Source organism: Dickeya fangzhongdai (assembly GCF_002812485.1).
Lineage (GTDB): Bacteria > Pseudomonadota > Gammaproteobacteria > Enterobacterales > Enterobacteriaceae > Dickeya > Dickeya fangzhongdai.
This window is the reverse complement of record NZ_CP025003.1, coordinates 1255967-1282247: the sequence shown is the minus strand read 5'-3', so window position 1 is coordinate 1282247 and position 26281 is coordinate 1255967. Positions and strand designations below refer to the sequence as shown.

25 protein-coding genes are annotated in these 26281 nt (G+C 57.4%); 9 read left to right on the top strand and 16 right to left on the bottom strand.

Annotated elements, in window-relative coordinates; translation table 11 throughout:
• Positions 1-21 precede the first annotated feature (21 nt).
• From CVE23_RS05935 to CVE23_RS05925, 3 genes are all read right to left on the bottom strand, one after another.
• Positions 22-519, bottom strand: a complete 498-nt coding sequence (locus tag CVE23_RS05935; RefSeq protein ID WP_100849105.1) for a nuclear transport factor 2 family protein — start codon at positions 517-519, stop codon at positions 22-24.
• Positions 520-609: 90 nt separating this feature from the next.
• On the bottom strand, positions 610-1800 hold the full coding sequence (locus CVE23_RS05930; RefSeq protein ID WP_100849104.1) for an aldo/keto reductase: 1191 nt from the start codon (positions 1798-1800) through the stop codon (positions 610-612).
• Between the two features lie 403 nt (positions 1801-2203).
• A complete protein-coding gene (locus CVE23_RS05925; protein ID WP_038918174.1) occupies positions 2204-2695 on the bottom strand; it encodes a YajQ family cyclic di-GMP-binding protein in 492 nt (163 codons plus the stop codon).
• A gap of 168 nt (positions 2696-2863) precedes the next feature.
• Here CVE23_RS05925 and panE point away from each other — a divergent pair, with 168 nt between their 5' ends.
• Positions 2864-3784 carry a 2-dehydropantoate 2-reductase gene (gene panE, locus CVE23_RS05920; RefSeq protein ID WP_100849103.1) on the top strand — a complete coding sequence of 307 codons (921 nt, stop codon included), beginning with the start codon at positions 2864-2866 and terminating at the stop codon, positions 3782-3784.
• Positions 3747-4343 (top strand): protein deglycase YajL, encoded by a 597-nt coding sequence (yajL, locus tag CVE23_RS05915; RefSeq protein WP_038918172.1) that lies wholly within the window; start codon positions 3747-3749, stop codon positions 4341-4343. Before panE ends, yajL begins: the two co-directional genes overlap by 38 nt.
• Before the next feature lie 64 nt (positions 4344-4407).
• On the opposite strand, the gene thiI is transcribed toward yajL, so the two are convergent.
• Positions 4408-5856: a tRNA uracil 4-sulfurtransferase ThiI gene (gene thiI, locus CVE23_RS05910; protein WP_100849102.1), complete on the bottom strand. Its 1449-nt coding sequence runs from the start codon at positions 5854-5856 to the stop codon at positions 4408-4410.
• Positions 5857-6120: 264 nt separating this feature from the next.
• Here thiI and xseB point away from each other — a divergent pair, with 264 nt between their 5' ends.
• From xseB to dxs, 3 genes are read left to right on the top strand one after another with little or no spacing between them, the layout of a single operon-like run.
• Positions 6121-6369, top strand: coding sequence for an exodeoxyribonuclease VII small subunit (gene xseB / locus CVE23_RS05905; protein ID WP_013316834.1), 249 nt, complete (start codon positions 6121-6123; stop codon positions 6367-6369).
• Entirely contained in the window at positions 6366-7277 is a 912-nt protein-coding gene (gene ispA, locus CVE23_RS05900; protein WP_038918169.1) for a (2E,6E)-farnesyl diphosphate synthase, read from the top strand. The genes xseB and ispA overlap by 4 nt, the downstream gene beginning before the upstream one ends.
• A 32-nt stretch (positions 7278-7309) precedes the next feature.
• Entirely contained in the window at positions 7310-9172 is a 1863-nt protein-coding gene (gene dxs / locus CVE23_RS05895) for a 1-deoxy-D-xylulose-5-phosphate synthase (RefSeq protein WP_100849101.1), read from the top strand.
• 104 nt (positions 9173-9276) lie between these two features.
• On the opposite strand, the gene pgpA is transcribed toward dxs, so the two are convergent.
• The 6 genes from pgpA to nrdR all read right to left on the bottom strand — a co-directional run bounded on the left by pgpA (position 9277) and on the right by nrdR (position 13470).
• Entirely contained in the window at positions 9277-9789 is a 513-nt protein-coding gene (gene pgpA, locus CVE23_RS05890; RefSeq protein ID WP_038661278.1) for a phosphatidylglycerophosphatase A, read from the bottom strand.
• Positions 9770-10744, bottom strand: a complete 975-nt coding sequence (gene thiL, locus CVE23_RS05885; protein ID WP_100849100.1) for a thiamine-phosphate kinase — start codon at positions 10742-10744, stop codon at positions 9770-9772. Before thiL ends, pgpA begins: the two co-directional genes overlap by 20 nt.
• Before the next feature lie 59 nt (positions 10745-10803).
• Positions 10804-11223 carry a transcription antitermination factor NusB gene (nusB, locus tag CVE23_RS05880; protein ID WP_038918165.1) on the bottom strand — a complete coding sequence of 140 codons (420 nt, stop codon included), beginning with the start codon at positions 11221-11223 and terminating at the stop codon, positions 10804-10806.
• 22 nt (positions 11224-11245) lie between these two features.
• Entirely contained in the window at positions 11246-11719 is a 474-nt protein-coding gene (gene ribH / locus CVE23_RS05875) for a 6,7-dimethyl-8-ribityllumazine synthase (RefSeq protein ID WP_016941767.1), read from the bottom strand.
• A 120-nt stretch (positions 11720-11839) separates the two neighbouring features.
• Positions 11840-12952, bottom strand: coding sequence for a bifunctional diaminohydroxyphosphoribosylaminopyrimidine deaminase/5-amino-6-(5-phosphoribosylamino)uracil reductase RibD (gene ribD, locus CVE23_RS05870; protein ID WP_100849099.1), 1113 nt, complete (start codon positions 12950-12952; stop codon positions 11840-11842).
• Positions 12953-13020: 68 nt separating this feature from the next.
• Complete coding sequence (gene nrdR / locus CVE23_RS05865; protein WP_012883737.1) at positions 13021-13470, bottom strand: transcriptional regulator NrdR; 450 nt, start codon at positions 13468-13470, stop codon at positions 13021-13023.
• A 469-nt stretch (positions 13471-13939) separates the two neighbouring features.
• On the opposite strand from nrdR, the gene mgtA reads away from it, so the two are divergent.
• Both mgtA and CVE23_RS05850 read left to right on the top strand, forming a co-directional pair.
• A complete protein-coding gene (gene mgtA, locus CVE23_RS05860) occupies positions 13940-16651 on the top strand; it encodes a magnesium-translocating P-type ATPase (protein ID WP_049854119.1) in 2712 nt (903 codons plus the stop codon).
• Between the two features lie 303 nt (positions 16652-16954).
• Positions 16955-17515, top strand: a complete 561-nt coding sequence (locus tag CVE23_RS05850) for a SadB/YajI family lipoprotein (RefSeq protein ID WP_100849097.1) — start codon at positions 16955-16957, stop codon at positions 17513-17515.
• A gap of 90 nt (positions 17516-17605) precedes the next feature.
• Here the strand turns inward: CVE23_RS05850 and secF are convergent, their stop codons facing one another.
• The 5 genes from secF to queA form a co-directional block, all read right to left on the bottom strand.
• Positions 17606-18577: a protein translocase subunit SecF gene (gene secF / locus CVE23_RS05845; protein ID WP_038918160.1), complete on the bottom strand. Its 972-nt coding sequence runs from the start codon at positions 18575-18577 to the stop codon at positions 17606-17608.
• 10 nt (positions 18578-18587) lie between these two features.
• Positions 18588-20435, bottom strand: a complete 1848-nt coding sequence (gene secD, locus CVE23_RS05840) for a protein translocase subunit SecD (protein ID WP_071605171.1) — start codon at positions 20433-20435, stop codon at positions 18588-18590.
• A 28-nt stretch (positions 20436-20463) separates the two neighbouring features.
• On the bottom strand, positions 20464-20799 hold the full coding sequence (gene yajC / locus CVE23_RS05835; protein WP_012770768.1) for a preprotein translocase subunit YajC: 336 nt from the start codon (positions 20797-20799) through the stop codon (positions 20464-20466).
• Positions 20800-20913: 114 nt separating this feature from the next.
• On the bottom strand, positions 20914-22077 hold the full coding sequence (gene tgt / locus CVE23_RS05830) for a tRNA guanosine(34) transglycosylase Tgt (RefSeq protein WP_038918156.1): 1164 nt from the start codon (positions 22075-22077) through the stop codon (positions 20914-20916).
• Between the two features lie 96 nt (positions 22078-22173).
• Complete coding sequence (gene queA / locus CVE23_RS05825) at positions 22174-23241, bottom strand: tRNA preQ1(34) S-adenosylmethionine ribosyltransferase-isomerase QueA (protein WP_100850416.1); 1068 nt, start codon at positions 23239-23241, stop codon at positions 22174-22176.
• Between the two features lie 160 nt (positions 23242-23401).
• Here queA and CVE23_RS05820 point away from each other — a divergent pair, with 160 nt between their 5' ends.
• Together CVE23_RS05820 and CVE23_RS05815 are read left to right on the top strand one after the other, a co-directional pair.
• Positions 23402-24007, top strand: coding sequence for an acyl carrier protein phosphodiesterase (locus CVE23_RS05820; protein WP_049854117.1), 606 nt, complete (start codon positions 23402-23404; stop codon positions 24005-24007).
• A 178-nt stretch (positions 24008-24185) separates the two neighbouring features.
• Complete coding sequence (locus CVE23_RS05815) at positions 24186-24788, top strand: peroxiredoxin C (RefSeq protein WP_038661321.1); 603 nt, start codon at positions 24186-24188, stop codon at positions 24786-24788.
• A gap of 93 nt (positions 24789-24881) precedes the next feature.
• Here the strand turns inward: CVE23_RS05815 and proY are convergent, their stop codons facing one another.
• Positions 24882-26234, bottom strand: coding sequence for a proline-specific permease ProY (gene proY / locus CVE23_RS05810; protein ID WP_038920839.1), 1353 nt, complete (start codon positions 26232-26234; stop codon positions 24882-24884).
• Positions 26235-26281 lie beyond the last annotated feature (47 nt).

The window sequence follows — 26281 nt, the reverse complement described above, 5'->3', positions numbered from 1 at the left end:
GCCCACGCCGGGCAAGCCGTATCAAAACATCCCGTTGGTGTTGGCGCTCGTTTCAGGTATCGGCTGTACCACATCCCAGTGCTCCACGATCTTACCGTTATCAACGCGCAGAATATCGACCACCGCCCGTCCCCGATCGTTGGGATCATTCCGTGCAAATACATGCAGATAGACCAGATTGCCGTCGGTAGCGGTGCGGATAATACGGTGCTCGGATTGCGGATAACGACGGAATAAATCGGTGAAAAAGGCCACAAATGCCTCGCGCCCGGTCGCTGCATACGGATTATGCTGAATATAGTCTGCGCTCAGGTATTTATCCGCCAGATCGACCCGGCGATGGCTTAACACTTCCGTATAAAACTCAACCACCAACGCACGGTTCTTTTCTTCCTGCACCAGATCCCGCTTACCAGCCAGCCCGGCGATATCCGCCTCACCTAGCGGGGATGCCGTCTGAGCCAGGGCAGGCAACATCGTTGACAGACTCAACGCCAATACAGCACACAATATTTTCATCCATCATGACCTTCATAACGTCTGGCGGAAAATGGGGCGCCGTACATCGATCGGGGTATCTACGGCGCGCTCAGGCTTGTCGGGCAATGTTTAGGCTGGCACAGGTGCATCTGACGCGATCAGCCCTTCGCGGCGTAGCGTGCTCCAGAATTCCGGCGGAATCGCCACTTTCATTGACTCGGCATTGGCGCGTACCTGTCCTGGAACCCGCGCTCCTGGGATAACGGCGGATACAATCGAAGGCGCTGCCGCAAACTGTAATGCCGCCGTGCGAATGTCGATACCAAACCGATCGGCGATTGTCGCCAGCCGCGCACGTTTTTCCATCGCTCCCGGCGGAATGTTGTCGCTGAAGTGATAGCGGCTACGCCCGCCCAGAAAGCCGTCATTCAGCGGGGTGCCGACAACCACTGAGATTCCTTTTCTCTGTAACGTCGGGAAGGTGTTATGTAACGTTTCGGCATGATCGAGCAGTGAATACTGACAGGCCAATAGCACGATATCCGGCGTCGGCACGTCTGATTCAGCAGCCAGCACCGCGGCATTCGGCGTGTTGATGCCAAATCCCCAGCCACGGATCAGCCCTTCATCACGCATCCGCGATAATTCCACCATCGCGCCCTTGGCAGCCTGGGCGAAATGCTCCTGCCACGGGCGCGGCAGCTCGGTATTATCCGGTGATAAATCATGGATATAGACAATATCGAGTTTCGGCACCCCCAACCGTTGCAGACTATCTTCAACCGAACGACGCGCACCGGCGGCGGAGAAATCGTATTCATAACTGAATGGCGCAGGCGATGCCCACAATGCGGCATTGGCTGTAGGTTTTGTCGTCGGTCTCAGTACCCTGCCGACCTTAGTGGAAATAATGTATTCATCCGGGCGCTTACTGCGCAAAAATCGCCCAAGACGGTATTCACTTAAGCCATAGCCATAAAACGGCGACGTGTCGAAATAGCGCACCCCTGAATCCCAGGCGGCCTCCAGTATGCTATGCGCCTGCTCATCGCTGATCGCCGCAAAAATATTGCCGATTTGCGTCCCTCCCATACCAAAGCGATACGGCGTACGATAGCGCATGCCGGGTATCGACTGATTTAACGGCAGGCTGGTACGAATAATGTTTCCCCGGGTTGGCAAAATAGAACCACGTTCTTTCAGCGATGGTGGAAGCACCGCCGGAGTACCGTTATTACTTTGTGCTTGAGCGATGCCGTTAAAAGCCAGTGTCGTAATGGCACTGCCAGCGGCAACCTTGAGAAAGTGTCGACGATTCATTGCGCTCTCCTTGTAACAGACTTTTTGATGACTTCGGCACACTCAGCACGTAAGGCAGTAGGACATCCCTGTCCTCTGCTTTATGTTGTCCCAGACGTGGTATGAGTTCGCATTCTTTTACCGTCGACACCTACTGGCTGTGAAGTACTTACAGTCGTGTTAGCTGCATGAATACGTTTGTTTTTTTATGTATCAGTCTGATTTGAAAAGTTATTTATTTTTTGTCAACACAGACAGGGAGAGCTTTACAATGCGAAGGGAACAGAACCGGAAAATTGCAGCAAAACCATCACTACCTCCCCAGTAAATACTTTAAGGCTGGCAATGAAAAAGGCGCCTCAGGCGCCTTATCAACAAACCATGCATTTCTGTCGCTGATTAACCGCAACAGGGATAGCGTGGATCAATCGCGGAAGTTATTGAACTGGAAAGGTTGCCCCAGATCGGCGCCGCGCACCAGCGCAATCACGCCCTGCAGGTCGTCGCGGGATTTCCCGGTAACACGTACCTGTTCGCCCTGAATCTGCGCCTGAACCTTGAGCTTGCTGTCTTTGATCAGTTTGACGATCTTCTTCGCCAGCGTAGCTTCAATACCCTGTTTCAGCTTGGCTTCCACGCTGTAGGTTTTGCCGCTGTGCTCCATTTCTTCAGGGATTTCCAGCGAACCGCCTTCAATTCCGCGTTTTGCCAGCTTTTCCCGCAGAATTTCAATCAATTGCTTAACCTGAAAATCCGATTCGCTGGCCGCTTTGATGGTTTGTGCTTTTTCATTCAGATCGAAGCTGGCCGGCACATTACGAAAGTCCCAGCGGGTGCCCAGCTCGCGGGTGGCGTTTTCCACCGCATTGCGGACTTCCTGCATGTCGATTTCCGAAACAATATCGAAAGATGGCATAATTTTTTCTCCTGACAATAGCTGCCGAGCATGATAACCGCTCACGCCAAATAAGCAAAATTCGCCCTGCTTACTGCTACTCGCGCAACAAGCGGCGGCGGACGGCGGCGGAATACTTTATGATAAGCCGGATAAACACAGGCTGGCCCCCGACAAAGGAAACTGCGGATGAAAATTACTGTTCTTGGCTGTGGCGCCATCGGTCAACTCTGGCTCAATGCGTTACACCGGCAAGGGCATGATGTACAAGGCTGGCTACGTATCCCGCAAACGTCCTGTCAGGTTAACGTTACGATGCTCTCCGGCGAGCGTTGTAACCTTAATCTGACAGCCAATAACGCCGAACATCTGGCGCAAAGCGAACTGCTGCTGGTCACGCTGAAGGCCTGGCAGGTATCCGATGCGGTTTCCGCCCTGCTGCCCCGGCTACGCCCCGACTGCACCATTCTGCTGCTGCACAACGGAATGGGAACCTGGGAAGAGCTGCCGGCAATCAGTTGGCCATTGCTATTAGGGGTGACCACGCACGCGGCACGGCGGGATCCGACGACGGTGATGCATGTCGCGGCAGGCATCACCCATATCGGTACACTCGACCGTTCGACAAATCGGGAAGAAGAACAAAGCCAACTGGCGGAAACGCTGCATCAGGCTCTGCCTGACGTCGCCTGGCATAACCACATTACCGCAACCTGCTGGCTGAAACTGGCCGCCAATTGCGTCATCAATCCGCTAACCGTGCTGTATCAATGTACCAACGGCGAATTGCAAGCTTACCCGGAGCAGGTTGAGACGCTCTGTCAGGAAGTGGCGCAGGTCATGGACCGCGAAGGCTTCCATACTTCGTCGGAAAGCCTGCAACTCTACGTCAATCAAATCATTCAGAACACGGCGGCCAATACCTCCTCGATGCGTCAGGACGTACTGGCGCAGCGCCATACGGAGATCGACTACATCACCGGTTACCTGCTGCGCCGCGCCCGCGCCCACGGGCTTTCCCTGCCGGAAAACAGCCGTCTGTTCGACTATATCAAACGAAAGGAGAGTGAATATGACCGCCTCGGTTCTGGTCTGTCTGGCGCCTGGTAGCGAAGAAATCGAAGCTGTGACCACCATCGATCTGCTGGTCAGAGCAGGAGTCCGCGTGACCACGGCCAGCGTGGCGAGCGATGGCAGTACGGAAATCACCTGCTCCCGCGGCGTAAAGCTGATTGCCGACGCGCCACTGGTGGCCGTTGCCGATCATGACTTTGACGCGGTCGTGCTGCCCGGCGGTCTGCAAGGCGCGGAGTGTTTCCGCGACAGCCCGCTGCTGGTCGAACGCCTGCGGCAAACCCATCAGGAAGGCAAAATCGTGGCGGCGATCTGCGCGTCTCCCGCGGTGGTGCTGGAGCACCACCAGTTGTTTCCGATCGGCAATATGACCGGCTATCCAACGCTAAAAGAGCGGATTTCACCGGAAAAATGGCTGGAAAAGCGCGTGGTGTTCGACCCGCGCGTCAATCTGCTGACCAGCCAGGGCCCCGGCACCAGTATCGACTTTGCCCTGAAGCTGATCGATCTGTTGCTGGGTAAAGATAAGGCGGCAGAAATCGCCGCGCAGCTGGTGCTGCCGCCGGGAATCTACAACTATCAAGACCCGGCCTGAAGCACAGAGACAAAAAAAGCGCCGGGTTAGGCGCTTTTTTCTGGTTTACGTCATGAACGGTCTGTCAGGGGCGATAGACTTTGACGTTGTTGAACCCTTGTTCGCGCAGGTACAGCGCCTGCAAACGGCTCATCACTCCGCGCTCGCAATACAGCAGGTAGGTTTTGCTCTGATCAAGGTCGCCGAACTGCGTCCCCAGTTTGTAGAACGGCAGCGATTTTACCTCCACCTGTTCCAGCGCCAGCGGGTGCTCATCCTGCTCGTCCGGCGAACGAATATCCAGCAGAATATCGCTCGCGGCAAAGGCGCCGACCGTTTCCACTTCGGTCACATCCTGCCGGGTCTGTTCGGCAATATCGCGGATATCGATGTTACGCGCTTCCTCCACCACCCGTTCAAGAATCGAGAAATCAAACAGACTTTCTTCATGCTCGATTTTGGCCTTCACCGCCTTCACCGTCGGGCTTTTGGAAATCACGCCGCAGTATTCGGGCATGGTTTTGGCGAAATCTTCGGTGCCAAGCTCGCGCGCCATACGGATGATGTGTTCTTTATCGTGAGAAATCAGTGGACGCAGGATCAGCGTATCCGAGGCGTTATCAATCAGCCGCAGGTTGGTCAGTGTCTGGCTGGATACCTGGCCCAGCGCTTCGCCGGTCACCAGCGCCTGCACGCCATAGCGTTCGGCAACGCGCGACGCCGCCCGCACCATCATGCGCTTGAGCACTACGCCCATCTGGCCGTCGTCCACCTTCTCCAGGATTTCACCGACCACCGGTTCGAAATCGATGGCGACAAAACGCACCCGGTGTGAACTGCCGAAACGGTTCCACAGGTAATGCGCGACCTGACGCACGCCGATTTCATGCGCGGCGCCGCCCAGATTGAAGAAGCAGTAATGCACCCGGCAACCACGGCGCATCAGCATGTAGCTGGAAACACCGGAGTCAAATCCGCCGGAGATCAACGACAGCACGTCTTCCTGCGTGCCGATGGGGAAACCGCCGATCCCTTCGTAGCGCCCTTTAATCAGCAGCAGGCGATCCTGCTCGATTTCCAGATGCACCGTGACCTGCGGAGCGGTCAGATTAACGCGCGCGCTCTCGATATGCTGATTCAGTCCGCCGCCGACGTAGCGCTCCACATCCTGAGAGCTGAAATCGTGCTTGCCGCGGCGCTTCACCCGCACGCAGAAGGTTTTACCCTCCAGTTGCTCGCGGTAGGTGGTCAGCGTTTGTTCAAAAATATGGTGGACATCGGTGTAAGCGCACTCTTCCACTTCAAGAATGTGGTGAATGCCCGGGATACGCGTCAACGCATCACGTATCGCTATACGTTGATTTTCGTCTTTGGCGCGAACGTCGATATGATCCCAGTGACGGACAACCGCCAGCGTTTCATCATACTGTTTTAAAACGTTACGGATGTTACCGGTAAGAATTTTTATAAAGCGCAATCGCACAGATTGGCTCTTGATGGTGATTTCCGGGAACAATTTAATGATAAACTTCATGGCGGCTATCGTTAGTTGGTTCTGAAGGCGTAAAACAGGTACGCGGATAAAACGCAGGTACCCTGAGCGCTAAAATTACGTTATCGGTAAAACCATCCTTGTCCGGGTGGCGTTACCAATAGCATCCAGGGCGCGGAGTATACCACCATATTGCGGTAAGCTGCGCGGATTAAGCGCATAATTGCGTATCATTGAGGCGCTTGCCGTGACAATCCGGTGGCGTCGGCGCCGACAGGCGCGTATAAACAAGATCCGGAAACGAATATGCCGAAAAAAACTGAACAACCCGTCAGCTTTGAAAGCTCGCTCGCCGAACTGGAGCAGATCGTGTCGCGTCTGGAATCGGGCGAACTGCCGCTGGAAGAGGCGCTGAACGCCTTTGAGCAGGGTGTCCAGCTTGCCCGTCAGGGGCAATTGAAATTGCAGCAGGCCGAACAGCGCGTTCAGATTCTGCTGAATGACGATCCCGATGCCGCCCTGACACCTTTTACGCCGGATAATGAGTCGTTATGACAGATTTTCTCAAGCAGCTCACTGCTCACCATCAACGCATCAACGCCGCACTCAACCAGTTTATTTCCACCCTGCCTTTTCAGAGTAGTCCACTGGTGGAAGCTATGGCGCACGGCGCATTGTTAGGTGGCAAGCGTCTGCGTCCTTTTCTGGTCTATACCACCGGCCAGTTGTTCGGTATCTCGCAGGATAACCTCGACGCGCCGGCCGCCGCCGTTGAATGTATTCATGCCTACTCCCTGATTCACGATGATTTACCGGCCATGGATGATGACGATCTGCGGCGCGGTCAGCCTACCTGTCACGTCAGATTCGGCGAGGACAAGGCGATTCTGGCGGGCGATGCCTTACAGACGCTGGCGTTCTCCATTCTGGCGGACGCGCCGATGCCGCAAGTCAGCGACCGCGATCGGCTGGCGATGATTTCCGAACTGGCCAACGCCAGCGGCGTGGCCGGCATGTGCGGCGGTCAGGCGCTGGATCTGGAAGCGGAAGGCCATCAGGTTGACCTGCTGGCGCTGGAGCGCATCCACCGCCATAAAACCGGCGCGCTGATTCGGGCCTCGGTACGATTGGGCGCGCTGGCCGCCGGCGAGCGCGGACGCCTCGCCCTGCCTTGCCTCGACCGCTACGCCAACGCTGTCGGACTGGCCTTTCAGGTGCAGGACGATATTCTTGATGTGATTGGCGACAGCGCCACCACCGGCAAACGCCAGGGCGCCGACCAGCAGCTCGGTAAAAGCACCTACCCGGCGTTGTTGGGACTTGAGCAGGCCAAAATCAAAGCGCGGGAACTGTGTCAGGAATCCCTCTCGGCGCTGAATGAACTGGAAGAAACGCTGGACAGGCCCGCCGCTATTGCACCGTTGCGGGCGCTGGCGAACTATGTCGTTGAACGTGATAAATAATTTTAATATCAATACCGCTTGATGAGTATCCGATGACCTTTGATATAGCGAAATACCCCACGCTGGCGCTGGTGGAAAACCCCGAGGAACTGCGCCTGCTGCCAAGGGAAAGCCTGCCCAAATTGTGCGACGAGCTGCGACAGTATCTGCTGGACAGCGTCAGCCGCTCAAGCGGGCATTTTGCCTCGGGTCTGGGTACGGTCGAGCTGACCGTGGCATTGCATTACGTCTATAACACCCCGTTCGACCATCTGGTGTGGGACGTGGGCCACCAGGCTTACCCGCACAAAATCCTGACCGAACGACGCGACCGCATCGCCACCATCCGTCAGAAAGGCGGCCTGCACCCGTTTCCTTGGCGCGGCGAGAGCGAGTACGACGTGCTGAGCGTCGGTCACTCCTCGACGTCCATCAGCGCCGGCATCGGTATGGCCGTAGCTGCCGAACGTGAAGGACAGGGTCGCCGCACCGTCTGCGTGATCGGCGACGGCGCCATTACCGCCGGCATGGCGTTTGAAGCCATGAACCACGCCGGTGATATCAAACCGGACATGCTGGTCGTACTGAACGACAATGAAATGTCGATTTCCGAAAACGTCGGCGCGCTGAACAATCATCTGGCGCAATTGCTGTCCGGCAAGCTCTATTCCACCCTGCGCGAAGGCGGCAAGAAAGTGCTGTCCGGTCTGCCGCCCATCAAGGAACTGGTCAAACGCACCGAAGAGCACCTGAAAGGCATGGTAGTGCCCGGTACGTTGTTCGAAGAGCTGGGATTCAATTATATCGGCCCGGTGGATGGGCATGACGTGCAGTCGCTGGTCCAGACCCTGAAAAATATGCGCAGCCTGAAAGGCCCGCAGCTGCTGCATATCATGACCAAGAAAGGCAAAGGCTATGCGCCGGCCGAACAGGACCCGATCAGCTGGCATGCGGTGCCGAAATTCGATCCGGCCAGCGGCACGTTACCGAAGAACAAAGAAGCGCTGCCTACCTACTCCGCCGTTTTCGGCCAGTGGCTGAAGGAAACCGCCGCCGTGGATAACCGCCTGATGGCGATAACCCCGGCCATGCGCGAAGGCTCGGGCATGGTGTCGTTTTCGCGTGAATATCCGCAGCAGTACTTCGACGTCGCCATCGCCGAGCAACATGCGGTGACCTTTGCCGCCGGGCTGGCGATCGGCGGTTATCGCCCGGTGGTGGCGATTTATTCCACCTTCCTGCAACGCGCCTATGACCAGGTTATTCATGACGTCGCTATCCAGAACCTGCCGGTGTTGTTCGCCATCGATCGCGGCGGCATCGTCGGCGCCGACGGTCAGACCCATCAGGGCGCGTTTGATCTTTCGTTCCTGCGCTGCATCCCCCAGATGGTGATCATGACGCCCAGCGACGAAAACGAGTGCCGGCTGATGCTGCATACCGGCTACCACTACCAGCAGGGGCCGTGTGCGGTACGCTACCCGCGCGGCAATGTGCTGGGCGTAGCGCTAACGCCGCTGGAAACCCTGCCGCTCGGCAAAGGCGTGATGAAGCGTCAGGGGGAGAAGGTCGCCATTCTGAATTTCGGCACCCTGCTGCCGGAAGCGCAACAGGCGGCTGAGGCGCTTAACGCCACGCTGGTGGATATGCGCTTCGTCAAACCGCTGGACGAGACGCTGATAGCCTCGCTGGCCGCCAGCCATGACGCGCTGGTCACGCTGGAAGAAAACGCCATTATGGGCGGCGCCGGCAGCGGCGTGAACGAGTACCTGATGGCGAAACGCCTGGCCGTGCCGGTGCTCAACCTCGGCCTGCCCGATATCTTCATTCCGCAAGGTACTCAGGCGGAAATCCGCGCCGACCTGGCGCTGGACGCGGCTGGCATCGAGCGCCGCATCCGCGACTGGCTGGCTTGACTGGCGCCAATTAGGCGGACATAAAAAAACCGGGGTAACCCGGTTTTTTTACAGCAGCAGATTTCTTACCGTCACGAGAAAAGCGGCGCTCGTGCGCACAGCTGCTATATCACATAGTGCCCGGCCACATACAAAACCGCGGCTGAAATCACCCCTGCGACAATATCGTCGACCATGATGCCCATACCGCCATGTACGTTGCGATCAAACCAGCGAATCGGCCAGGGCTTGAAAATGTCCAGAACCCGGAAAATCACAAACCCGGCAACCACCCATCCCCAGTGGGTCGACGGCACCGCCATCAGGGTGATCCACATCCCGACAAATTCGTCCCAAACGATGCTGCCGTGGTCATGCACGCCCATGTCTTTCGCGGTGCGATGACACAGATAAACGCCGATGCAAATACTGAGCATCACCAACAGCGAATAGAGCTGCAACGGCAACAGCATCAGCAGATACCACACCGGGATGGCCGCCAGCGAGCCTGCGGTGCCGGGCATCCACGGCGACAGGCCGCTGCCGAATCCGGTCGCCAGCAAATGCCACGGATTACTCATCCGCAGGCGGCTTTTGGCGACCAGCGATCCTTTGTTTTCATGCGCCAAAATGGTCATACCCTTTCAGATTAACAGTCACCGGTTGCCCTGAACGGAAGAAGCTCAGCCCTTCAGAAGCCGGCCCGATCTGGCCGATGCAGGTATAGCGAGCGCCCAGATGGCCGATCGCCACTTCCAGCGCACCCCGGTTCAGCTCCGGTACGGTAAAGCACAGTTCATAATCTTCACCGCCGCCGAGCGCCCATCGCATCACTTGTTCCGGGTCGTCATGGCGTAGCAACGCGCTGGAATACGGCAACGCATCCAGATTGATGCGCGCGCCGCAATCGCTGGCCTTAAGAATATGCCCCAAATCAGACGCCAGCCCGTCAGACAGATCGATAGCCGCACTGGCCAGATCGCGCAGCGCCTGCCCGTGCAGAATACGCGGCTGGGGGCGCAAATGGCGCTGCAGCAGCCATTGACGATCGTCGGCGTCGGACACCGGCAGTCGATCCTGCAAAATAGCCAAACCGGCGGCGCTGTCGCCCAGCGTTCCGGTGACGTAAATCCAGTCGCCGATGCGCGCTCCGCTGCGTTTCAGCGCCCGGCCCGACGGCACCAGCCCCTGAATGGTTAGCGTCATGCTGAGCGGCCCACGGGTAGTGTCGCCGCCAATCAGTTGCATATCGTAGTAAGAAAGCTGTTCAAACAGGCTATCGCTGTAGGCGGCCAGCCAGTCGGCATCGATACCAGGCAAAGTCAGCGCCAGCGAGACAAAGGCCGGGTCGGCTCCCATTGCCGCCAGATCGCTCAGATTGACCGCCAGAGATTTGTACGCCAGATCGGCCGGATCGATGTCGGGCAGGAAATGAATACCGGATACCAGCGTATCCGTGCTGACCGCCAGCAACTGTTTGTCCGGAATGTTCAGCAGGGCGCAGTCATCGCCGATCCCCAGTTCAACATCCCGTCGTGAATAGCCCACCCGGTTGAAATAGCGGGCAATCACATCAAACTCACCTTGAGCCATAATCTTTCCAGATCGTGGTAACCTAAAAAACCAAGGCCGGAAAACCGGCCCTGACTGACTTATCTTTTACCCGGCCGCAGGTGAGGCCCGGCTTTGTCCAGCACACCGTTCACGAACTTGTGGCTGTCTTCGGCGCCAAACACTTTAGCCAGCTCAATCGCTTCGTTGATGGCAACCTTGTAAGGCACATCCTCGCGTTTGCTGAGCTCATACACCGCCAGACGCAGAATGGCTCTCTCCACCTGCCCGAGTTCGTCCAACTGACGGGAAAGGTACGGCGCCATCTGGGCATCCAGCTTTTCCGCCTGGGTGGCAACGCCCGCCAGCAACTCGCGGAAATAGGCGATGTCCACGCCTTTGACATCCTGCTCGCTCAGGAACTGGAGTTCAACATCGGCAATATCGTTTTTGGACAACTGCCAGGAATAAAGCGCTTGAACCGCACATTCACGAGCGCGGCGACGAGCAGCAGGTTTCACGGAATACCCCTTACAAAATAAATCAGGCTGACTTGATTGAGTGTAATACATTGATCATTTCAAGCGCGGTCAGAGCGGCTTCCGCCCCTTTGTTCCCCGCTTTGGTGCCGGCGCGCTCAATGGCCTGCTCGATACTTTCCGTAGTCAGCACACCGAAGGCGACCGGAATGTCGCTGTTCATCGCGACGTGAGACAGACCGGAGCTGCATTCGCCGGCAACAAATTCAAAATGCGCGGTACCGCCGCGGATCACCGTACCCAGCGCCACTACGGCGTCATATTTCTGGCTGTTGGCCAGCGCACGCACGGTCAGCGGCAATTCATAGGCGCCCGGCACCCACACGACGGTGACGTTTTCTTCTTTCACCTGGCCGATACGCTTGAGAGCGTCCAGCGCGCCTTCCAGCAGGCTGTCATTGATGAAGTGATTGAAACGGGCAATAGCAATCGCCACGCGGGCATTCGGAGCGGCAACAACACCTTCAATAATGTTCATAGCTTTCCTTTGACTGTTTTACGACCCCGCAGGGGGGCGGATTCTATCATATTCTTCCGGGCGCGTATCCGCTTTTGACCCAGTGGCGGCTATCCATCGCATGACACGCGCAGGGATGTGTTATTGAGGCTTCAGCGTCAGGCGGATATCCGGCCCCACCTGACAGAGATCCGTCATAGCAAACGCGGGCGCCTGCGACAGCTGCTCCAGCCCCGGCAGCACGCACAGCGGCCGGGCCACTTCCCCCAGCAATCTGGGCGCGAGATAGACGATCAGCTCATCCACCACGCCGGCCTGCAACAATGCGCCGGCCAGACGAGGGCCCGCTTCCACCCACACCGTATTGATCTGACGTTTGCCCAGCGACATCATCAGGGCGACCAAATCAATGCCGCCGCCGTGCAGCGGCATATCCAGTTGCTCCACGCCGTCCGGCCATGACTGACCATCCTGACGCGGACGCGCCAGCCAGGTTTGTCCCGGCTGGCTGACCAGACGATGCTGCGGGGTCACGCGCGACTGGCTGTCGACAATGACGCGCACCGGCTGGCGCACGGCGTTTTCAGGGTAAAGCCGCTGGGTATCCGCATCCAGTTCCGACCAGCGCACGGTCAGCGACGGGTCATCCGCCAGCACGGTGGCGCTGCTGCTGAGGATCGCCGAACTCTGCGCCCGAAAACGCTGCACATCCTGGCGGGACTGCGGCGACGTGATCCACTGGCTTTCGCCGGACGCCATCGCCGTACGGCCATCCAGCGAGGCGCCGAGTTTAAGCTGCACGTAAGGGAAACCGGTGCGCATCCGTTTCAGAAAGCCCCGGTTAATTTTTTCCGCCTGTTCCATCATCACACTGTGCCGCACCTCGATGCCGGCCTGTTGCAGACGGTGCAGACCGCGACCAGCCACCTGCGGATTCGGGTCCTGCATCGCCGCCACTACCCGCGCCACACCGGCTGCGATCAACGCATCGGCGCACGGAGGCGTGCGGCCGTGATGACTGCACGGCTCAAGCGTCACATAGGCGGTGGCGCCGCGCGCTTTGTCGCCCGCCATGCGCAGCGCATGCACTTCCGCATGCGGCTCACCCGCTTTCTGGTGATACCCTTCCCCCACGATCTCGTCATCTCTGACGATCACGCACCCGACGTTCGGGTTCGGCGCCGTCGTGAAGCGCCCGCGGCGAGCAAGCTCCAGCGCGCGGGCCATGTAAAATTCATCAGCGTGTGTAGCCATCCTGTGCGTATCCTGGATTCAGAGCCATATAGGGAGCGCGCGATGCGTAAAAAAAAACCAACGCGCTGTTAATCCTGCAGACGGGCGATCTCTTCGCCAAACTCGCGGATATCCTCGAAACTGCGGTACACCGACGCAAAACGGATGTAGGCCACCTTGTCGAGCTTTCTCAGCGCATCCATCACCAGATTGCCCACCATTTTGGCGGTCACTTCCCGCTCGCCGGTCGCGCGCAACTGAGATTTGATGTGAGTGATGGCCATTTCCACGTCGTCAGAGCTGACCGGACGTTTCTCCAACGCCTTCAGCATACCGCTGCGCAGTTTGTCCTCATTGAACGGCTCGCGCACATCATTACTCTTGATGACGCGCGGCATCACCAGTTCCGCCACTTCAAAGGTGGTAAAGCGCTCGTTGCACACCAGACACTGCCGACGACGACGAACCTGAGAACCTTCCCCCACCAGACGGGAATCAATCACTTTGGTATCCACTGCGGCACAAAAAGGACAATGCATAACGTTTCCAGACCATAGCCTTATAACCTTGGCCTAGTTTACCCCGAATTTCGCCTATAACCCAAATCCCGACATGACGCGTTTTTTTCCCGCCGACCTTATCGCGGTTTAGGTTCGATTGAAGTGACTTACGCTAAAGTAGCGCCGCATTCTGGTCATACTGTTTGCAAACGACACGTGGATTGCCACCGCCGTTTAGCATGCCCAGACAATCAAACGGAAACCGCCCCGGTTTCGCATTGTTTCACTACCGGAGACCCCCTCAATGGGACCTGACCCTAATCCTCACCCAGGACAAAGCGTCATTCACCGGTAAGTCAGCTTTTACGCTGCCTTGCCGGTTACTACAGGCAAGGCAGCGACGCCCCGATCGTCCCTGCTGATTGCGTTATAAGCCACACGCGGATGGGTTGCCTCTGCGTGTTATCAGGCCGCAGCCCTTCTCTGGCTGCGGCAGGGAGATATTTGTATGCGTTTAATTCGACTCACACAGCAATGGCTCTCACAGCTCGGTCATCATTTGCCGCGTCGTCTGTTCCAGCGCGATCCCATGCCGGACGGAAAAGCGACCGTCGGTCAGGCCATGAGCGACGCTATGGCGTCGCGTTGTCTGCGTCTGGCGCGTCTTGACGAAACCAGCCTGTATCAGGAATTCAATAGCCATCCTGAAGGGTTGCTGCCGGCTGAAGCCGAGCAGGCGCGGGTGCGCCACGGCGATAACCGGATTCCCGGCGAGCAAGCAGCGCCCTGGTGGCGACACTTATGGCGTTGCTATCGCAACCCGTTCAACCTGCTGCTGACATTGCTGGGCCTGATTTCTTACGCCACGGAAGACCTGACCGCCGCGCTGGTCATCGCGCTGATGGTGCTGATTTCCACCCTGCTTAATTTCATTCAGGAAGCGCGTTCCGGCAAAGCCGCCGATGCGCTGAAAGCGATGGTCAGCAACAAGGTGACCGTGCTGCGCAGCGATACCCAGACCGGTTACAGCGACTATCAGGACATTCCATTGGATCAACTGGTGCCGGGCGATATCGTCAAACTGGCGGCGGGCGACATGATCCCGGCCGACCTGCGTATCCTGCAGGCCCGTGATCTGTTCATCAGCCAGGCATCGCTGACCGGCGAATCGCTGCCGGTGGAAAAAGTGGCGCACAGCCGCCAGAGCGAGCAAGCGGCGGCGCTGGAATGCGACACGCTCTGCTTTATGGGCACCAACGTGGTCAGCGGCACCGCGCTGGCGATGGTGATTGCCACCGGCGGCAATACCTGGTTCGGCCAGTTGGCCGGCCGCGTGGTGCAGCAGCCCGGCGAAGCAAACGCCTTCCAGCAAGGCATCAGTCGCGTCAGCTGGCTGCTGATCCGTTTCATGCTGGTGATGACGCCGATTGTGTTGCTTATCAATGGCTACACCAAAGGCGACTGGTGGGAAGCCGCGCTGTTCGCCCTGTCGGTCGCCGTCGGTCTGACGCCGGAAATGCTGCCGATGATCGTCACCTCGACGCTGGCTAAAGGCGCAGTCAAACTGTCGCGTCAAAAAGTCATCGTCAAACGCCTGGATGCCATCCAGAACTTCGGCGCTATGGATATCCTGTGTACCGACAAGACCGGCACGCTGACGCAGGATAAGATCGTGCTGGAATGCCATACCGATGCGTTTGGCAACGCCAGCCAGCGGGTGCTGCGCCACGCCTGGCTGAACAGCGCCTACCAGACCGGGTTGCGCAATTTGCTGGATCAGGCGGTGCTGGAGGGAATCCCGCCGCAGGAACAACAGGTCGCCTTGTCCCGCTGGCGCAAAGTGGACGAAATCCCGTTTGATTTTGAGCGCCGCCGCATGTCGGTGGTGGTGGCGGAAAACGATGACGAGCACTGGCTGATCTGTAAAGGCGCGCTGGAAGAAACCCTTGGCGCCTGCGCTCGGGTGCGTCACGGCGAGCAACTGTTGCCGCTGGATGCGCCCCTGTTGTCGCGCATCCGCCATTTAACGGATGACCTTAACCGTCAGGGACTGCGCGTAGTGGCAGTCGCCAGCAAAGTAATGCCCGCCGATCGTCAGGATTACGGCCGGGTGGATGAATCCGACCTGATTCTGGAAGGCTATATCGCTTTTCTCGATCCGCCGAAAGAGAGCACCGCGCCTGCGCTGAAGGCGCTGAAAGACCACGGCGTGACGGTGAAAATCCTCACCGGCGACAGCGAACTGGTAGCCGCCAAGGTGTGCCGTGAAGTGGATATTGAACTGACCGGCGTCCTGACCGGCCGCGACGTCGACGCCTTAAGCGATGACCAACTGGCGCACGCAGCCCGCGACACCACGCTGTTTGCCCGCCTGACGCCGCTGCACAAAGAGCGGATTGTGCGCCTGCTGCGTTCGGAAGGCCACGTGGTCGGTTTCATGGGCGACGGCATCAATGACGCGCCGGCGCTGCGGGCGGCAGATATCGGTATTTCGGTGGATTCGGCGGTGGATATCGCCCGCGAGGCGGCAGATATTATCCTGCTGGAAAAAAGCCTGATGGTGCTGGAAGAAGGCGTCATCGAAGGCCGACGCACCTTCGTCAACATGCTGAAATACATCAAGATGACCGCCAGTTCCAACTTCGGCAACGTCTTCAGCGTGCTGATCGCCAGCGCTTTCCTGCCGTTTCTGCCGATGCTGCCGCTGCACCTGTTGATCCAGAACCTGATGTACGATATTTCGCAGATCGCCATCCCGTTCGACAATGTGGACGACGATCAGGTCAAAAAACCGCAGCGCTGGAATGCCGGCGATCTCGGGCGGTTTATGGTGTTCTTCGGCCCGATCAGCTCTATTTTCGACGTTCTGACGTTCTCGCTGATGTGGTGGTTCTTCCACGCCAACACGCTGGATTCTCAGACGCTGTTCCAGTCCGGCTGGTTTATTGAAGGACTGTTGTCGCAAACGCTGATTGTGCACATGATCCGTACCCGCCGCATCCCGTTCATCCAGAGCCGTCCGTCCTGGCCGGTGATGGTGATGACGTTGTTAATCATGGCGACCGGCATCGGGCTGGTGTTCTCGCCGCTGGCCGGCTTCCTGCAGCTGCAGGCGCTGCCATTAAGCTACTTCCCGTGGCTGCTGGCGATCCTGAGCGGTTATCTGCTGCTCACTCAGGCGATGAAAGGCTTCTTTGCCCGCCGCTACGGCTGGCAATAACAACAACCGGCGCAGCGGCTGATTACCGCTGCGCCCTGATTTCCTCTCTTGATTCAGCCTGTTCTGCTTACCTTTTTTCCCAAAACGTCATTCACTATAAGAGACAACAAATCACGTCTATACCCGTCATACTTCAAGTTGCAGGTGCGTTGGCTGCTCTCACTCACCCCAGTCACTTACTTGTGTAAGCTCCTGGGGATTCGTTCGATTGCCGCCTTCCTGCAACTCGAATTATTTTGGGTATACACTGATATTAAATCGAATAATGAAATGACCCGCCAAGGGCTTAGGGAGAAACAGGATATGATTTTTCACCGCCGCGTTATCCCGATATTATCCGTCATGGTGCTGCTCGCCGGATGTGCGCAGCCGCAAACCACCCGCGTACAGAACGAACTTGGTCAGATTAACCAGAAACTGCGCGACCTCACCAACCGCGCCGTGGCGCTGGAACAGCAGAATACGTTAAACGCCAACTCCACCTCCGGCGTTTATTTGCTGCCTGCCGCCTACAATCGGGCATTGCTCGACAGCAGCATCGGCAAGTTAAGTCTGGAACTCAGCAAGGTTGAGCCGGAAGCCAACGGCACGCGCGCTTTGCTGACTATCCGCACCATGAACACGCTGACGTTAACGGCCTTCCGCGCGCAACTTGACTGGGGAGCGCTTGACCCGGTCAGCGGTAAGCCGTTAACCGGCGACACGCAGACTCAGTGGCTGACTATCCCGCCAACGCTGACGCCGGTCTCGGAAATCACGGTAGAGGTGCGGCTTTCCGGCCTGACGCCGGAGCAGCTCGGTTTCGTGCGGGTGCATGATGTGGCGGCGGACCCTACGCTGCGTCGCAGCGAACCGAGTCAGTGACAACCCTGAATCGGCCCCCAGCGTCGACCATAAGAAAACCCCGCCGAATGGCGGGGTTTGTGTTTGCAATTCCGGGCAGTGAAAAAGCGGTTACGGCAGCAACGACGGCTGGTCCGCGCCTTCTTTTTCCACTTTCTGCACCAGCATATGCTCGCGCTTCATACCCAGCTTGAGCGCCAGAGCGGATGCCACATAGATAGAGGATGCCGTACCGATGGTGATACCGATCAGCATCGTCAGCGAGAACCCCTGCAGCATCGCGCCGCCGAACAGATACAACATCAGGATAACCACTAACGTCGTCCCCGACGTGATCAAGGTCCGGTGCAGCGTTTGGGTCAACGACACGTTGAAAATCTCGTAAGGCGTACCGCGGCGGATCTTGCGGAAGTTTTCACGAATACGGTCAGAAACCACGATGCTGTCGTTCAGCGAGTAGCCGATGACCGACATCAGCGACGCCACAATAGTCAGGTCGATTTCAACAGAGAACAGCGACAGCACGCCCATGGTGATGATAACGTCGTGCGCCAGCGCGATAACCACACCCGCAGCCAGACGCCATTCAAAACGGAAGCCGACGTAAACCAAAATACAGATTAACGCCGCCAGCAATGCCATGGCGCCGGTCTGCGCCAGATCCGCGCCCACGCTCGGCCCGACGAACTCGATGCGTTTAACCGCTGCATTCTGGCTGGTTGCTTCGTTGATCACGCTGACAACCTTGCTGCCCAGCACCTGACCGCCGGTTTCACCTTGAGCAGGCGGCATACGCACCATAATGTCGCGGCTGCTGCCGAAGTTCTGCACCAACGGATCGGCAAAGCCGGCTTTCTCCAGCGCCCCGCGCATCTGCTCCAGATCCACGGATTTTTCCAGCGAAATTTCGATAACCGTGCCGCCGGTAAAATCCAGCCCCCAGTTGAAGCCGCGCACGCCCATCACGACGATAGACAGCACCAGCAGCAAACCGGAGAAGCCGAAGGCCCAGTAGTCCCAGCGCATAAAGTCATAAACTTTACGGCCGTAGTTCAATTGTTCAACAGTATATTCCTGTGCCACAACGCACTCCTCAGATAGACAGCTTTTTGATGCGTTTGCCGCCGTACAACAGGTTTACGATGGCACGGGTACCCACGATCGCAGTAAACATGGACGTCGCCACGCCGATACCGGTCGTAATCGCAAATCCTTTAATCGAGCCGGTACCGATCGCATACAGGATAATGACCTTAATCAGCGTCGTGACGTTCGCATCGAAGATGGAACTGAACGCGCCCCGGTAACCTTCGTCGATCGCCTGCTGAACGGAACGTCCGTTGCTTAGCTCTTCTTTGATACGCTCGTTAATCAGTACGTTGGCGTCCACCGCAACCGCAAGGGTTAACACGATACCCGCGATCCCCGGCATGGTCAGCGTGGCCCCCGGCAACAGCGACATAATGCCGACCACCAGCACCAGGTTCGACAGCAGAGCCGACGTCGCAATCATGCCGAACTTCTTGTAGAAGATGATCATGAACAGGATCGACACGGCCAGGCCAGCCAGACAGGCTTCCAGCCCCTGGGTAATATTCTGCATACCGAGGGTTGGGCCGATGGTGCGTTCTTCCACAATCTGAATCGGCGCAATCAGCGCGCCGGCACGCAGCAGCAGTGACAGCTGACGGGCTTCGTTCGGGTTGTTGATGCCGGTAATACGGAAGCTATTGCCCAGACGGGACTGGATAGTGGCGACGTTAATCACCTCTTCCTGTTTTTCCAGAATCGCGCGGCCGTTGGCATCTTTCTTACCGCTGTCCTTATACTCCACGAACAGGGTCGCCATCGGTTTGCCGATGTTGTCCTTGGTGAAGTTGGACATCATGTTGCCGCCGGCGCTGTCCAGCGAGATATTTACCTGCGGACGGTTGTATTCATCGTTGCCGGAGGTGGAGTCGGTAATGTGGTCGCCGGTCAGAATCACGCGCTTGTACAGCGCCACCGGTCCGCCATCACGCATATTCATCACTTCGGTGTCGCCCGGCACGCGGCCGCTGCTCAGCGCGGCTGGATCGACATTGCTGTTGACCAGACGGAACTCCAGCGTAGCGGTCGCACCCAGAATTTCTTTGGCGCGCGCGGTATCCTGAATCCCCGGCAGTTCCACCACGATGCGGTCGGCGCCCTGACGCTGCACCAGCGGTTCGGCTACGCCGAGCTGGTTGACGCGATTGCGCAGGATGTTGATGTTCTGCTGCACCGCATATTCGCGGGCTTCACGCAGACGGGCATCGCTCATGACCGCACGCAGCGTATCGCTGCCGCTGGCATTGATCACCAGATCGCGATGACGGGAGGTCAGGTAATTGACCGCGTCGTCACGCAGTTGGCCGTCGCGGAACAGAATGTCCACGCCATAATTGTCTGACTTGCGAACAGAAGCATACTGGATGCCTTTCTCGCGCAGATCGCTGCGCAGGGAATCCATCGTCTGCTCCTGCAGCTTGCCTAACGCGGTGTCCATATCCACTTCCATCAGGAAGTGCACGCCGCCACGCAGGTCAAGACCCAGTTTCATCGGTTCCGCCCCCAGCATTCTCAGCCAGGTAGGGGTAGCGGGCGCCAGGTTGAGCGCAACCACATACTTCTCGCCCAGCGCGGTCAGCAAAACTTCACGAGCGCGGAGCTGTACGTCCGGCGTGGAGAAGCGCGCGAGAATGGCACCGTTTTCCAGCGCAATAGACTTGCTGGCGACATTTTGTTCTTTCAAAACATTCTGGATCTGGACCAGCGTAGATTCACTGGCGGCGGTTCCTCGCGCGCCAGTGACCTGAATTGCCGGATCCTCACCATACAGGTTAGGAAGTGCGTAGAGCAGACCAATGACGATCGCCACGATCAGCATCAGGTACTTCCACAGAGGATAGCGGTTTAACACGGTAGTTCCCTTCGGGAAAGTCGAAAAATTACAGGGCCTTCATGGTACCCTTCGGCAGTACGGACGTCACGTAGTCACGCTTGATCACGACTTCGTTGGTATCGTTCAGGGCGATGGTGATAAATCCATTATCAGCCACTTTGGTCACACGACCCACCAGGCCGCCGTTGGTCAGCACTTCGTCGCCTTTGCTGATCGAATCCATCAACTTTTTGTGTTCCTTAGCACGTTTTTGCTGAGGGCGCAGGATCATGAAGTAAAAAATCAGACCGAACACGGCCAGCATAATCACCAGAGAGTACGGGCTTCCCTGAGCCGGAGCACCTGCGGTTGCTGCCACTGCGTCGGAAATGAAAAAACTCATTTAAATGTCCTCTTTAGTTATCAAAACAACAGTTATCAACACGAAAAGTTATCAAAACAAAAAATTATCAAGACGAAAAGTTATCTGTAAAACGTTCATGCCACGCAAACGTGCTTACTGCGGCGCATGACCTTCATGGTCATTTCCCGCCGCGTTGTCGACTAACGGCGGAACCGGTTTACCGATGCGCTGGTAAAACTCGGTCACAAAGCTCTCTAATCTACCGTCCTCGATAGCCTGACGTAAACCCGCCATCAGGCGCTGATAATAGCGCAGGTTGTGGATGGTATTGAGGCGCGCGCCAAGTATTTCGTTACAACGGTCCAGATGGTGCAAGTAGGCGCGGCTATAATTGCGACACGTGTAGCAATCACAGTGTTCATCCAGCGGTCCGGTGTCATCTTTGTGCTTGGCGTTACGAATCTTGACTACGCCGTCCGTGACGAACAGGTGGCCGTTACGGGCGTTGCGGGTCGGCATCACGCAATCAAACATGTCGATGCCGCGGCGTACCCCTTCCACCAAATCTTCCGGTTTACCCACCCCCATCAAATAGCGGGGTTTATCCGTCGGCAATTGCGGGCAGACATGCTCCAGAATGCGGTGCATATCGGCCTTCGGCTCGCCGACCGCAAGGCCGCCCACAGCGTAACCATCAAAGCCGATGTCCACCAGCCCTTTTACCGACACATCACGTAAATCTTCGTAAACACTACCCTGAACGATGCCGAACAGCGCGTTTTTGTTGCTTAATTCATCAAAACGCTGACGACTGCGCTTCGCCCAACGCAGCGACATTTCCATCGATCGCTTAGCGTAGTCCCAGTCTGCCGGGTAAGGGGTGCACTCATCGAAAATCATCACGATATCGGAACCGAGATCGTACTGAATTTCCATGGATTTTTCCGGGCTAAGGAAAATAGCGTCGCCGTTGATCGGGTTGCGGAAGTGCACGCCTTCCTCGGTGATCTTGCGGATATCCCCCAGGCTAAAGACCTGAAAACCGCCGGAATCGGTCAGGATCGGACCATGCCACTGCATAAAATCATGCAGATCGCCGTGCCGTTTCATGATTTCCTGCCCCGGACGCAGCCACAGGTGGAAGGTGTTGCCCAGAATGATCTGAGCGCCGGTGTCTTTAACTTCTTCCGGCGTCATTCCTTTAACGGTGCCGTAGGTGCCGACCGGCATAAACGCCGGGGTTTCCACCATACCACGATCAAAAACCAGACGACCGCGACGCGCGCGGCCGTCCGTTTGCAACAGTTCGTACTTCACTTAACCTCCAGCATCAGAAAACAGTCTGATGACGTTATTGATATACCCACAGAACCTGGCCTGCGGTATGAAACATGAAAATGAATCGACGGCGGACTACCCCACCTGCTCCTGTTCCGCCGACGGATTACGGGTGATGAACATCGCATCTCCGTAACTGAAAAAGCGGTATTGCTCAGTCACTGCCTGCCGGTAAGCGGTCATGGTGTGGCGGTAACCGGCGAATGCGGAAACCAGCATAATCAGCGTCGATTCCGGCAGGTGGAAATTGGTCACCAGCGCATCCACCACCCGATAATGGTAACCGGGATAGATAAAGATACGGGTATCGCCGAAAAACGGCGCGATAGCCTCCCCGGTACTGGCCTGAGCCGCGCTTTCCAGCGAACGTACCGAGGTAGTGCCGACCGCAATAACGCGATTGCCGCGCGCTTTGCAGGCCAGCACCGCATCCACCACCGCCTGCGGCACCTCGGCATACTCGGCGTGCATGATGTGATCTTCGATGGACTCCACCCGCACCGGCTGGAACGTGCCGGCGCCGACATGCAGGGTAACGAAGGCCATTTCCACGCCTTTTTCTTTCAGCGCAGCCAGCAGCGGCTCGTCGAAATGCAAACCGGCGGTCGGCGCCGCCACCGCGCCGGGGCGCTGGCTATACACCGTCTGGTACAATTCTCGGTCCGCCGCCTCATCGGGGCGGTCAATATAGGGTGGCAGCGGCATATGCCCGATGTCATTGAGAATGGTCAGCACATCGCGCGTATCGTCAAAGCGGATTTCGAACAGCGCGTCATGGCGTTCCAGCATGGTGGCTTTCACGCTTTCATCTTCGCCGAGCAGCAGTTCGGTGCCGGGCTTCGGCGCCTTGGATGCGCGCACATGCGCCAGCACACGCTGGTCATCCAGCATTCGTTCCACCAGCACTTCCAGCTTGCCGCCGCTGGCCTTACGTCCGAACAGGCGCGCCGGAATCACCCGGGTATTGTTGAACACCAGCAGATCGCCCGGCTGTAATTTATCGAGCAGATCGGTAAAGACGCCGTGCGTGAGCGCGCCTGTGGGGCCATCCAGCGACAACAGACGGCAACCGCTGCGTTTTGCCTGCGGATAACGGGCAATCAGAGACTCAGGCAATTCAAACGAAAAATCGGCAACACGCATGACCATTCACTTAATTTTCGGCACAGTGGAACAAAAGAAGCGGCCTAGTCTAGAGCCCGTCGGGACCGGCTGCAAGAAATAAGCGGGACAGAGCGTCGCCTTCCTCTATACTTGCCGCATTGATTACGCCTCTTCACCTTTCAGGGACCGCTCCGACGCCATGAATTTTCTCGCGCACCTGCATCTCGCCACGCTGGCGCAAAGCTCGCTGACCGGAAACCTGATGGCGGATTTCGTACGCGGCAACCCCGACAGTCTGTACCCGCCCGAAATCGTCGCCGGTATCCGTCTGCACCGTCGCGTCGATGTGTTGACCGACAGCCTGCCGGAAGTGCGTACCGCCTGCCGCCATTTCAGCGCCGACTATCGCCGGGTCGCGCCGATCGCGCTGGATGTGCTGTGGGACCACTTTCTGGCGCGCAACTGGCCGAAGCTGGAACCGGCGATACCGTTGACGCGCTTCGTCGCCGACGCGGAACAGCAGATCGCGCCCCATCTGGCCGACAGCCCGGAGCGCTTTCGCAACCTTAACCATTATCTGTGGCCGGAACGCTGGCTGGAACGCTACGCCGAACTGCCGTTTATCGCCGACGTGCTGCACCGCATGTCGGTACGCCGGCCGAAGCTGGCGGCGCTTTCCGGCTCATTCAGCGATATTGAGCATCACTACCATCAATTTGAAACATTATTCTGGCAGTTCTATCCTCGTATGATGCATCTGGCAAAAACAGGTCAGCTTGATGGCCCGGCTGACGCCGCACGGTAAAACGAGGAACAGCTCGCCAGGCTGTTCATCTGTCAGTGAAAAGAATTATCAATTGATTCGATAGACAAAAGCTATCTTATTGATTGGTCGCTTTCGCTTTATTCACCGGCAGGCTGTACCTATACTTACGGCGTTTATTACATTCACCTATCATTAACAGCTATTTACAGGAGTAATTATGGTCCTGGTAACTCGTCCTGCCCCCGACTTCACTGCCGCTGCCGTACTGGGAAGTGGGGAAATCGTTGAGAATTTCAATCTGAAAAAGCACATCAACGGTAAACCGGCTGTGATCTTCTTCTGGCCGATGGACTTCACCTTCGTATGCCCGTCCGAGCTGATCGCGTTCGATCACCGCTACGAAGAGTTCAAGAAGCGTGGCGTTGAAGTGGTTGGTGTGTCTTTTGACTCCGAATTCGTGCACAACGCCTGGCGTAAAACCCCGGTCGAAAACGGCGGTATCGGCGAAGTGAAATACGCGATGGTCGCTGACGTTAAACGCGAAATCCAGAAAGCCTACGGCATCGAACATCCGGAAGCCGGCGTGGCGCTGCGTGGTTCTTTCCTGATCGACAAAAACGGCATCGTGCGTCACCAGGTGGTGAACGATCTGCCGCTGGGTCGTAACATCGATGAAATGGTGCGTATGGTTGACGCGCTGCAGTTCCACGAAGAGCACGGCGAAGTATGCCCGGCTCAGTGGGAAAAAGGCAAAGCGGGTATGGGCGCGTCTCCGGACGGCGTTGCAAAATACCTGAAGGAAAACGCCAACAACCTGTAATCGGCGTATTCGATATCAGTAATCAGCCAGCGGCTTCGTCCGCTGGCTTTTTTATGCCCGCCATCCGGCGGCGGGCAATGCAGGTCAGTACGCTCAGCTACCGCGCCGGCGAAGCGCGTAACTCGCCAGCAGCAGTGCAATCCACACCATGCCGGCGTACAGCGCAATGCGGGTATCCGGGAAGTAGCCAATCAGGCCGATGATAAACACCAGGAACACGATGCCGACCACCGCGGTCGCTGCGCCGCCCGGCAACGGAAACGCCAGCGCTTTGGCCTGCTCGCGGCTCAGTTTGCGGCGAAAGGCAATCTGCGAGCACAGAATCATGATCCACACCCAGACGGTGGCGAAGGTCGCCAGCGAGGCGATCACCAGAAACACCTTCTCCGGCATGATGTAGTTGAGGTACACCGCCACCAGCAGCGCCAGCACCATCACCACCACCGTGACCCAGGGCGTGCCGCGCCGCGACAGGCGGCTGAACACCTGCGGCGCATGCCCCTGCTCCGCCATGCCGTGCAGCATGCGGCCGACGCCGAACACGTCGCTGTTGATGGCGGAGAGCGAAGCGGTAATCACCACGAAATTAAGGATACCGGCCGCCGCCGTGATGCCCATGTGCTGGAAGGTCAGTACGAACGGGCTGCCGCTGGTCCCTACCTGATTCCACGGATAAATCGACATGATCACGAACAGGGTACCGACATAGAACACCAGAATACGCCAGGGCACCGAGTTGATGGCGCGCGGAATGGATTTATGCGGCTCTTTGGCTTCGCCGGCGGTGATCCCGATAATCTCCACGCCGCCATAGGCAAACATCACCATCTGCAACGACAGAATCATCCCCATCACGCCGTTGCTGAAGAAACCGCCGTTGGTCCACAAATTATGGATGCCGGTAGGCTCGCCGCCGTTGCCGATCCCCCAGACGATGATGCCGATCCCGGCCACGATCATCACCACAATGGTGGCGACCTTAAAGAACGACAGCCAGAACTCCAGCTCGCCGAACACTTTAACGTTCATCAGGTTGATGGCGCCGATGATCAGCACCACGCTCAACACCCAGATCCAATGCGGCACCGCCGGAAACCAGACGCCCATATAGATGCCGAAGGCGGTAACGTCGGCAATCGCCACAATCAGCATTTCAAAGCAGTAGGTCCAGCCGGTGATGTAACCGGCCAGCGGGCCGAGGTAATCGCGAGCGTAGCGGGAAAAGGAACTGGCCTGCGGGTTGTTGACGGACATCTCGCCCAGCGCACGCATAATGATATAGGCGAACACGCCGCCAATCAGATACGCCAGCAACACGCTGGGGCCCGCCATCTGGATGGCGCTGGCCGAACCATAAAACAGCCCGGTGCCGATGGCGGAGCCCAGCGCGATAAAACGAATATGCCGCGTACTTAAGCCGCGCTTGAGTCTGGATTGTTGTTCCATAGGTTTGGATTGTTGTTCCATAAATGAGCAACCCTGTCTTTACAAAC

Bases quoted from the DNA above. Each gene is read 5' to 3' on its own strand.
- ribH (WP_016941767.1), bottom strand. From the start codon at position 11,719: ATGAACATTATTGAAGGTGTTGTTGCCGCTCCGAATGCCCGCGTGGCG.
- CVE23_RS05820 (WP_049854117.1), top strand. From the start codon at position 23,402: ATGAATTTTCTCGCGCACCTGCATCTCGCCACGCTGGCGCAAAGCTCG.
- ispA (WP_038918169.1), top strand. From the start codon at position 6,366: ATGACAGATTTTCTCAAGCAGCTCACTGCTCACCATCAACGCATCAAC.
- CVE23_RS05850 (WP_100849097.1), top strand. From the start codon at position 16,955: ATGATTTTTCACCGCCGCGTTATCCCGATATTATCCGTCATGGTGCTG.
- nrdR (WP_012883737.1), bottom strand. From the start codon at position 13,470: ATGCATTGTCCTTTTTGTGCCGCAGTGGATACCAAAGTGATTGATTCC.
- CVE23_RS05935 (WP_100849105.1), bottom strand. From the start codon at position 519: ATGAAAATATTGTGTGCTGTATTGGCGTTGAGTCTGTCAACGATGTTG.
- yajL (WP_038918172.1), top strand. From the start codon at position 3,747: ATGACCGCCTCGGTTCTGGTCTGTCTGGCGCCTGGTAGCGAAGAAATC.
- proY (WP_038920839.1), bottom strand. From the start codon at position 26,234: ATGGAACAACAATCCAGACTCAAGCGCGGCTTAAGTACGCGGCATATT.
- xseB (WP_013316834.1), top strand. From the start codon at position 6,121: ATGCCGAAAAAAACTGAACAACCCGTCAGCTTTGAAAGCTCGCTCGCC.
- panE (WP_100849103.1), top strand. From the start codon at position 2,864: ATGAAAATTACTGTTCTTGGCTGTGGCGCCATCGGTCAACTCTGGCTC.
- dxs (WP_100849101.1), top strand. From the start codon at position 7,310: ATGACCTTTGATATAGCGAAATACCCCACGCTGGCGCTGGTGGAAAAC.
- yajC (WP_012770768.1), bottom strand. From the start codon at position 20,799: ATGAGTTTTTTCATTTCCGACGCAGTGGCAGCAACCGCAGGTGCTCCG.
- CVE23_RS05930 (WP_100849104.1), bottom strand. From the start codon at position 1,800: ATGAATCGTCGACACTTTCTCAAGGTTGCCGCTGGCAGTGCCATTACG.
- thiI (WP_100849102.1), bottom strand. From the start codon at position 5,856: ATGAAGTTTATCATTAAATTGTTCCCGGAAATCACCATCAAGAGCCAA.
- CVE23_RS05815 (WP_038661321.1), top strand. From the start codon at position 24,186: ATGGTCCTGGTAACTCGTCCTGCCCCCGACTTCACTGCCGCTGCCGTA.
- ribD (WP_100849099.1), bottom strand. From the start codon at position 12,952: ATGGCTACACACGCTGATGAATTTTACATGGCCCGCGCGCTGGAGCTT.
- pgpA (WP_038661278.1), bottom strand. From the start codon at position 9,789: ATGACCATTTTGGCGCATGAAAACAAAGGATCGCTGGTCGCCAAAAGC.
- CVE23_RS05925 (WP_038918174.1), bottom strand. From the start codon at position 2,695: ATGCCATCTTTCGATATTGTTTCGGAAATCGACATGCAGGAAGTCCGC.
- mgtA (WP_049854119.1), top strand. From the start codon at position 13,940: ATGCGTTTAATTCGACTCACACAGCAATGGCTCTCACAGCTCGGTCAT.
- thiL (WP_100849100.1), bottom strand. From the start codon at position 10,744: ATGGCTCAAGGTGAGTTTGATGTGATTGCCCGCTATTTCAACCGGGTG.
- queA (WP_100850416.1), bottom strand. From the start codon at position 23,241: ATGCGTGTTGCCGATTTTTCGTTTGAATTGCCTGAGTCTCTGATTGCC.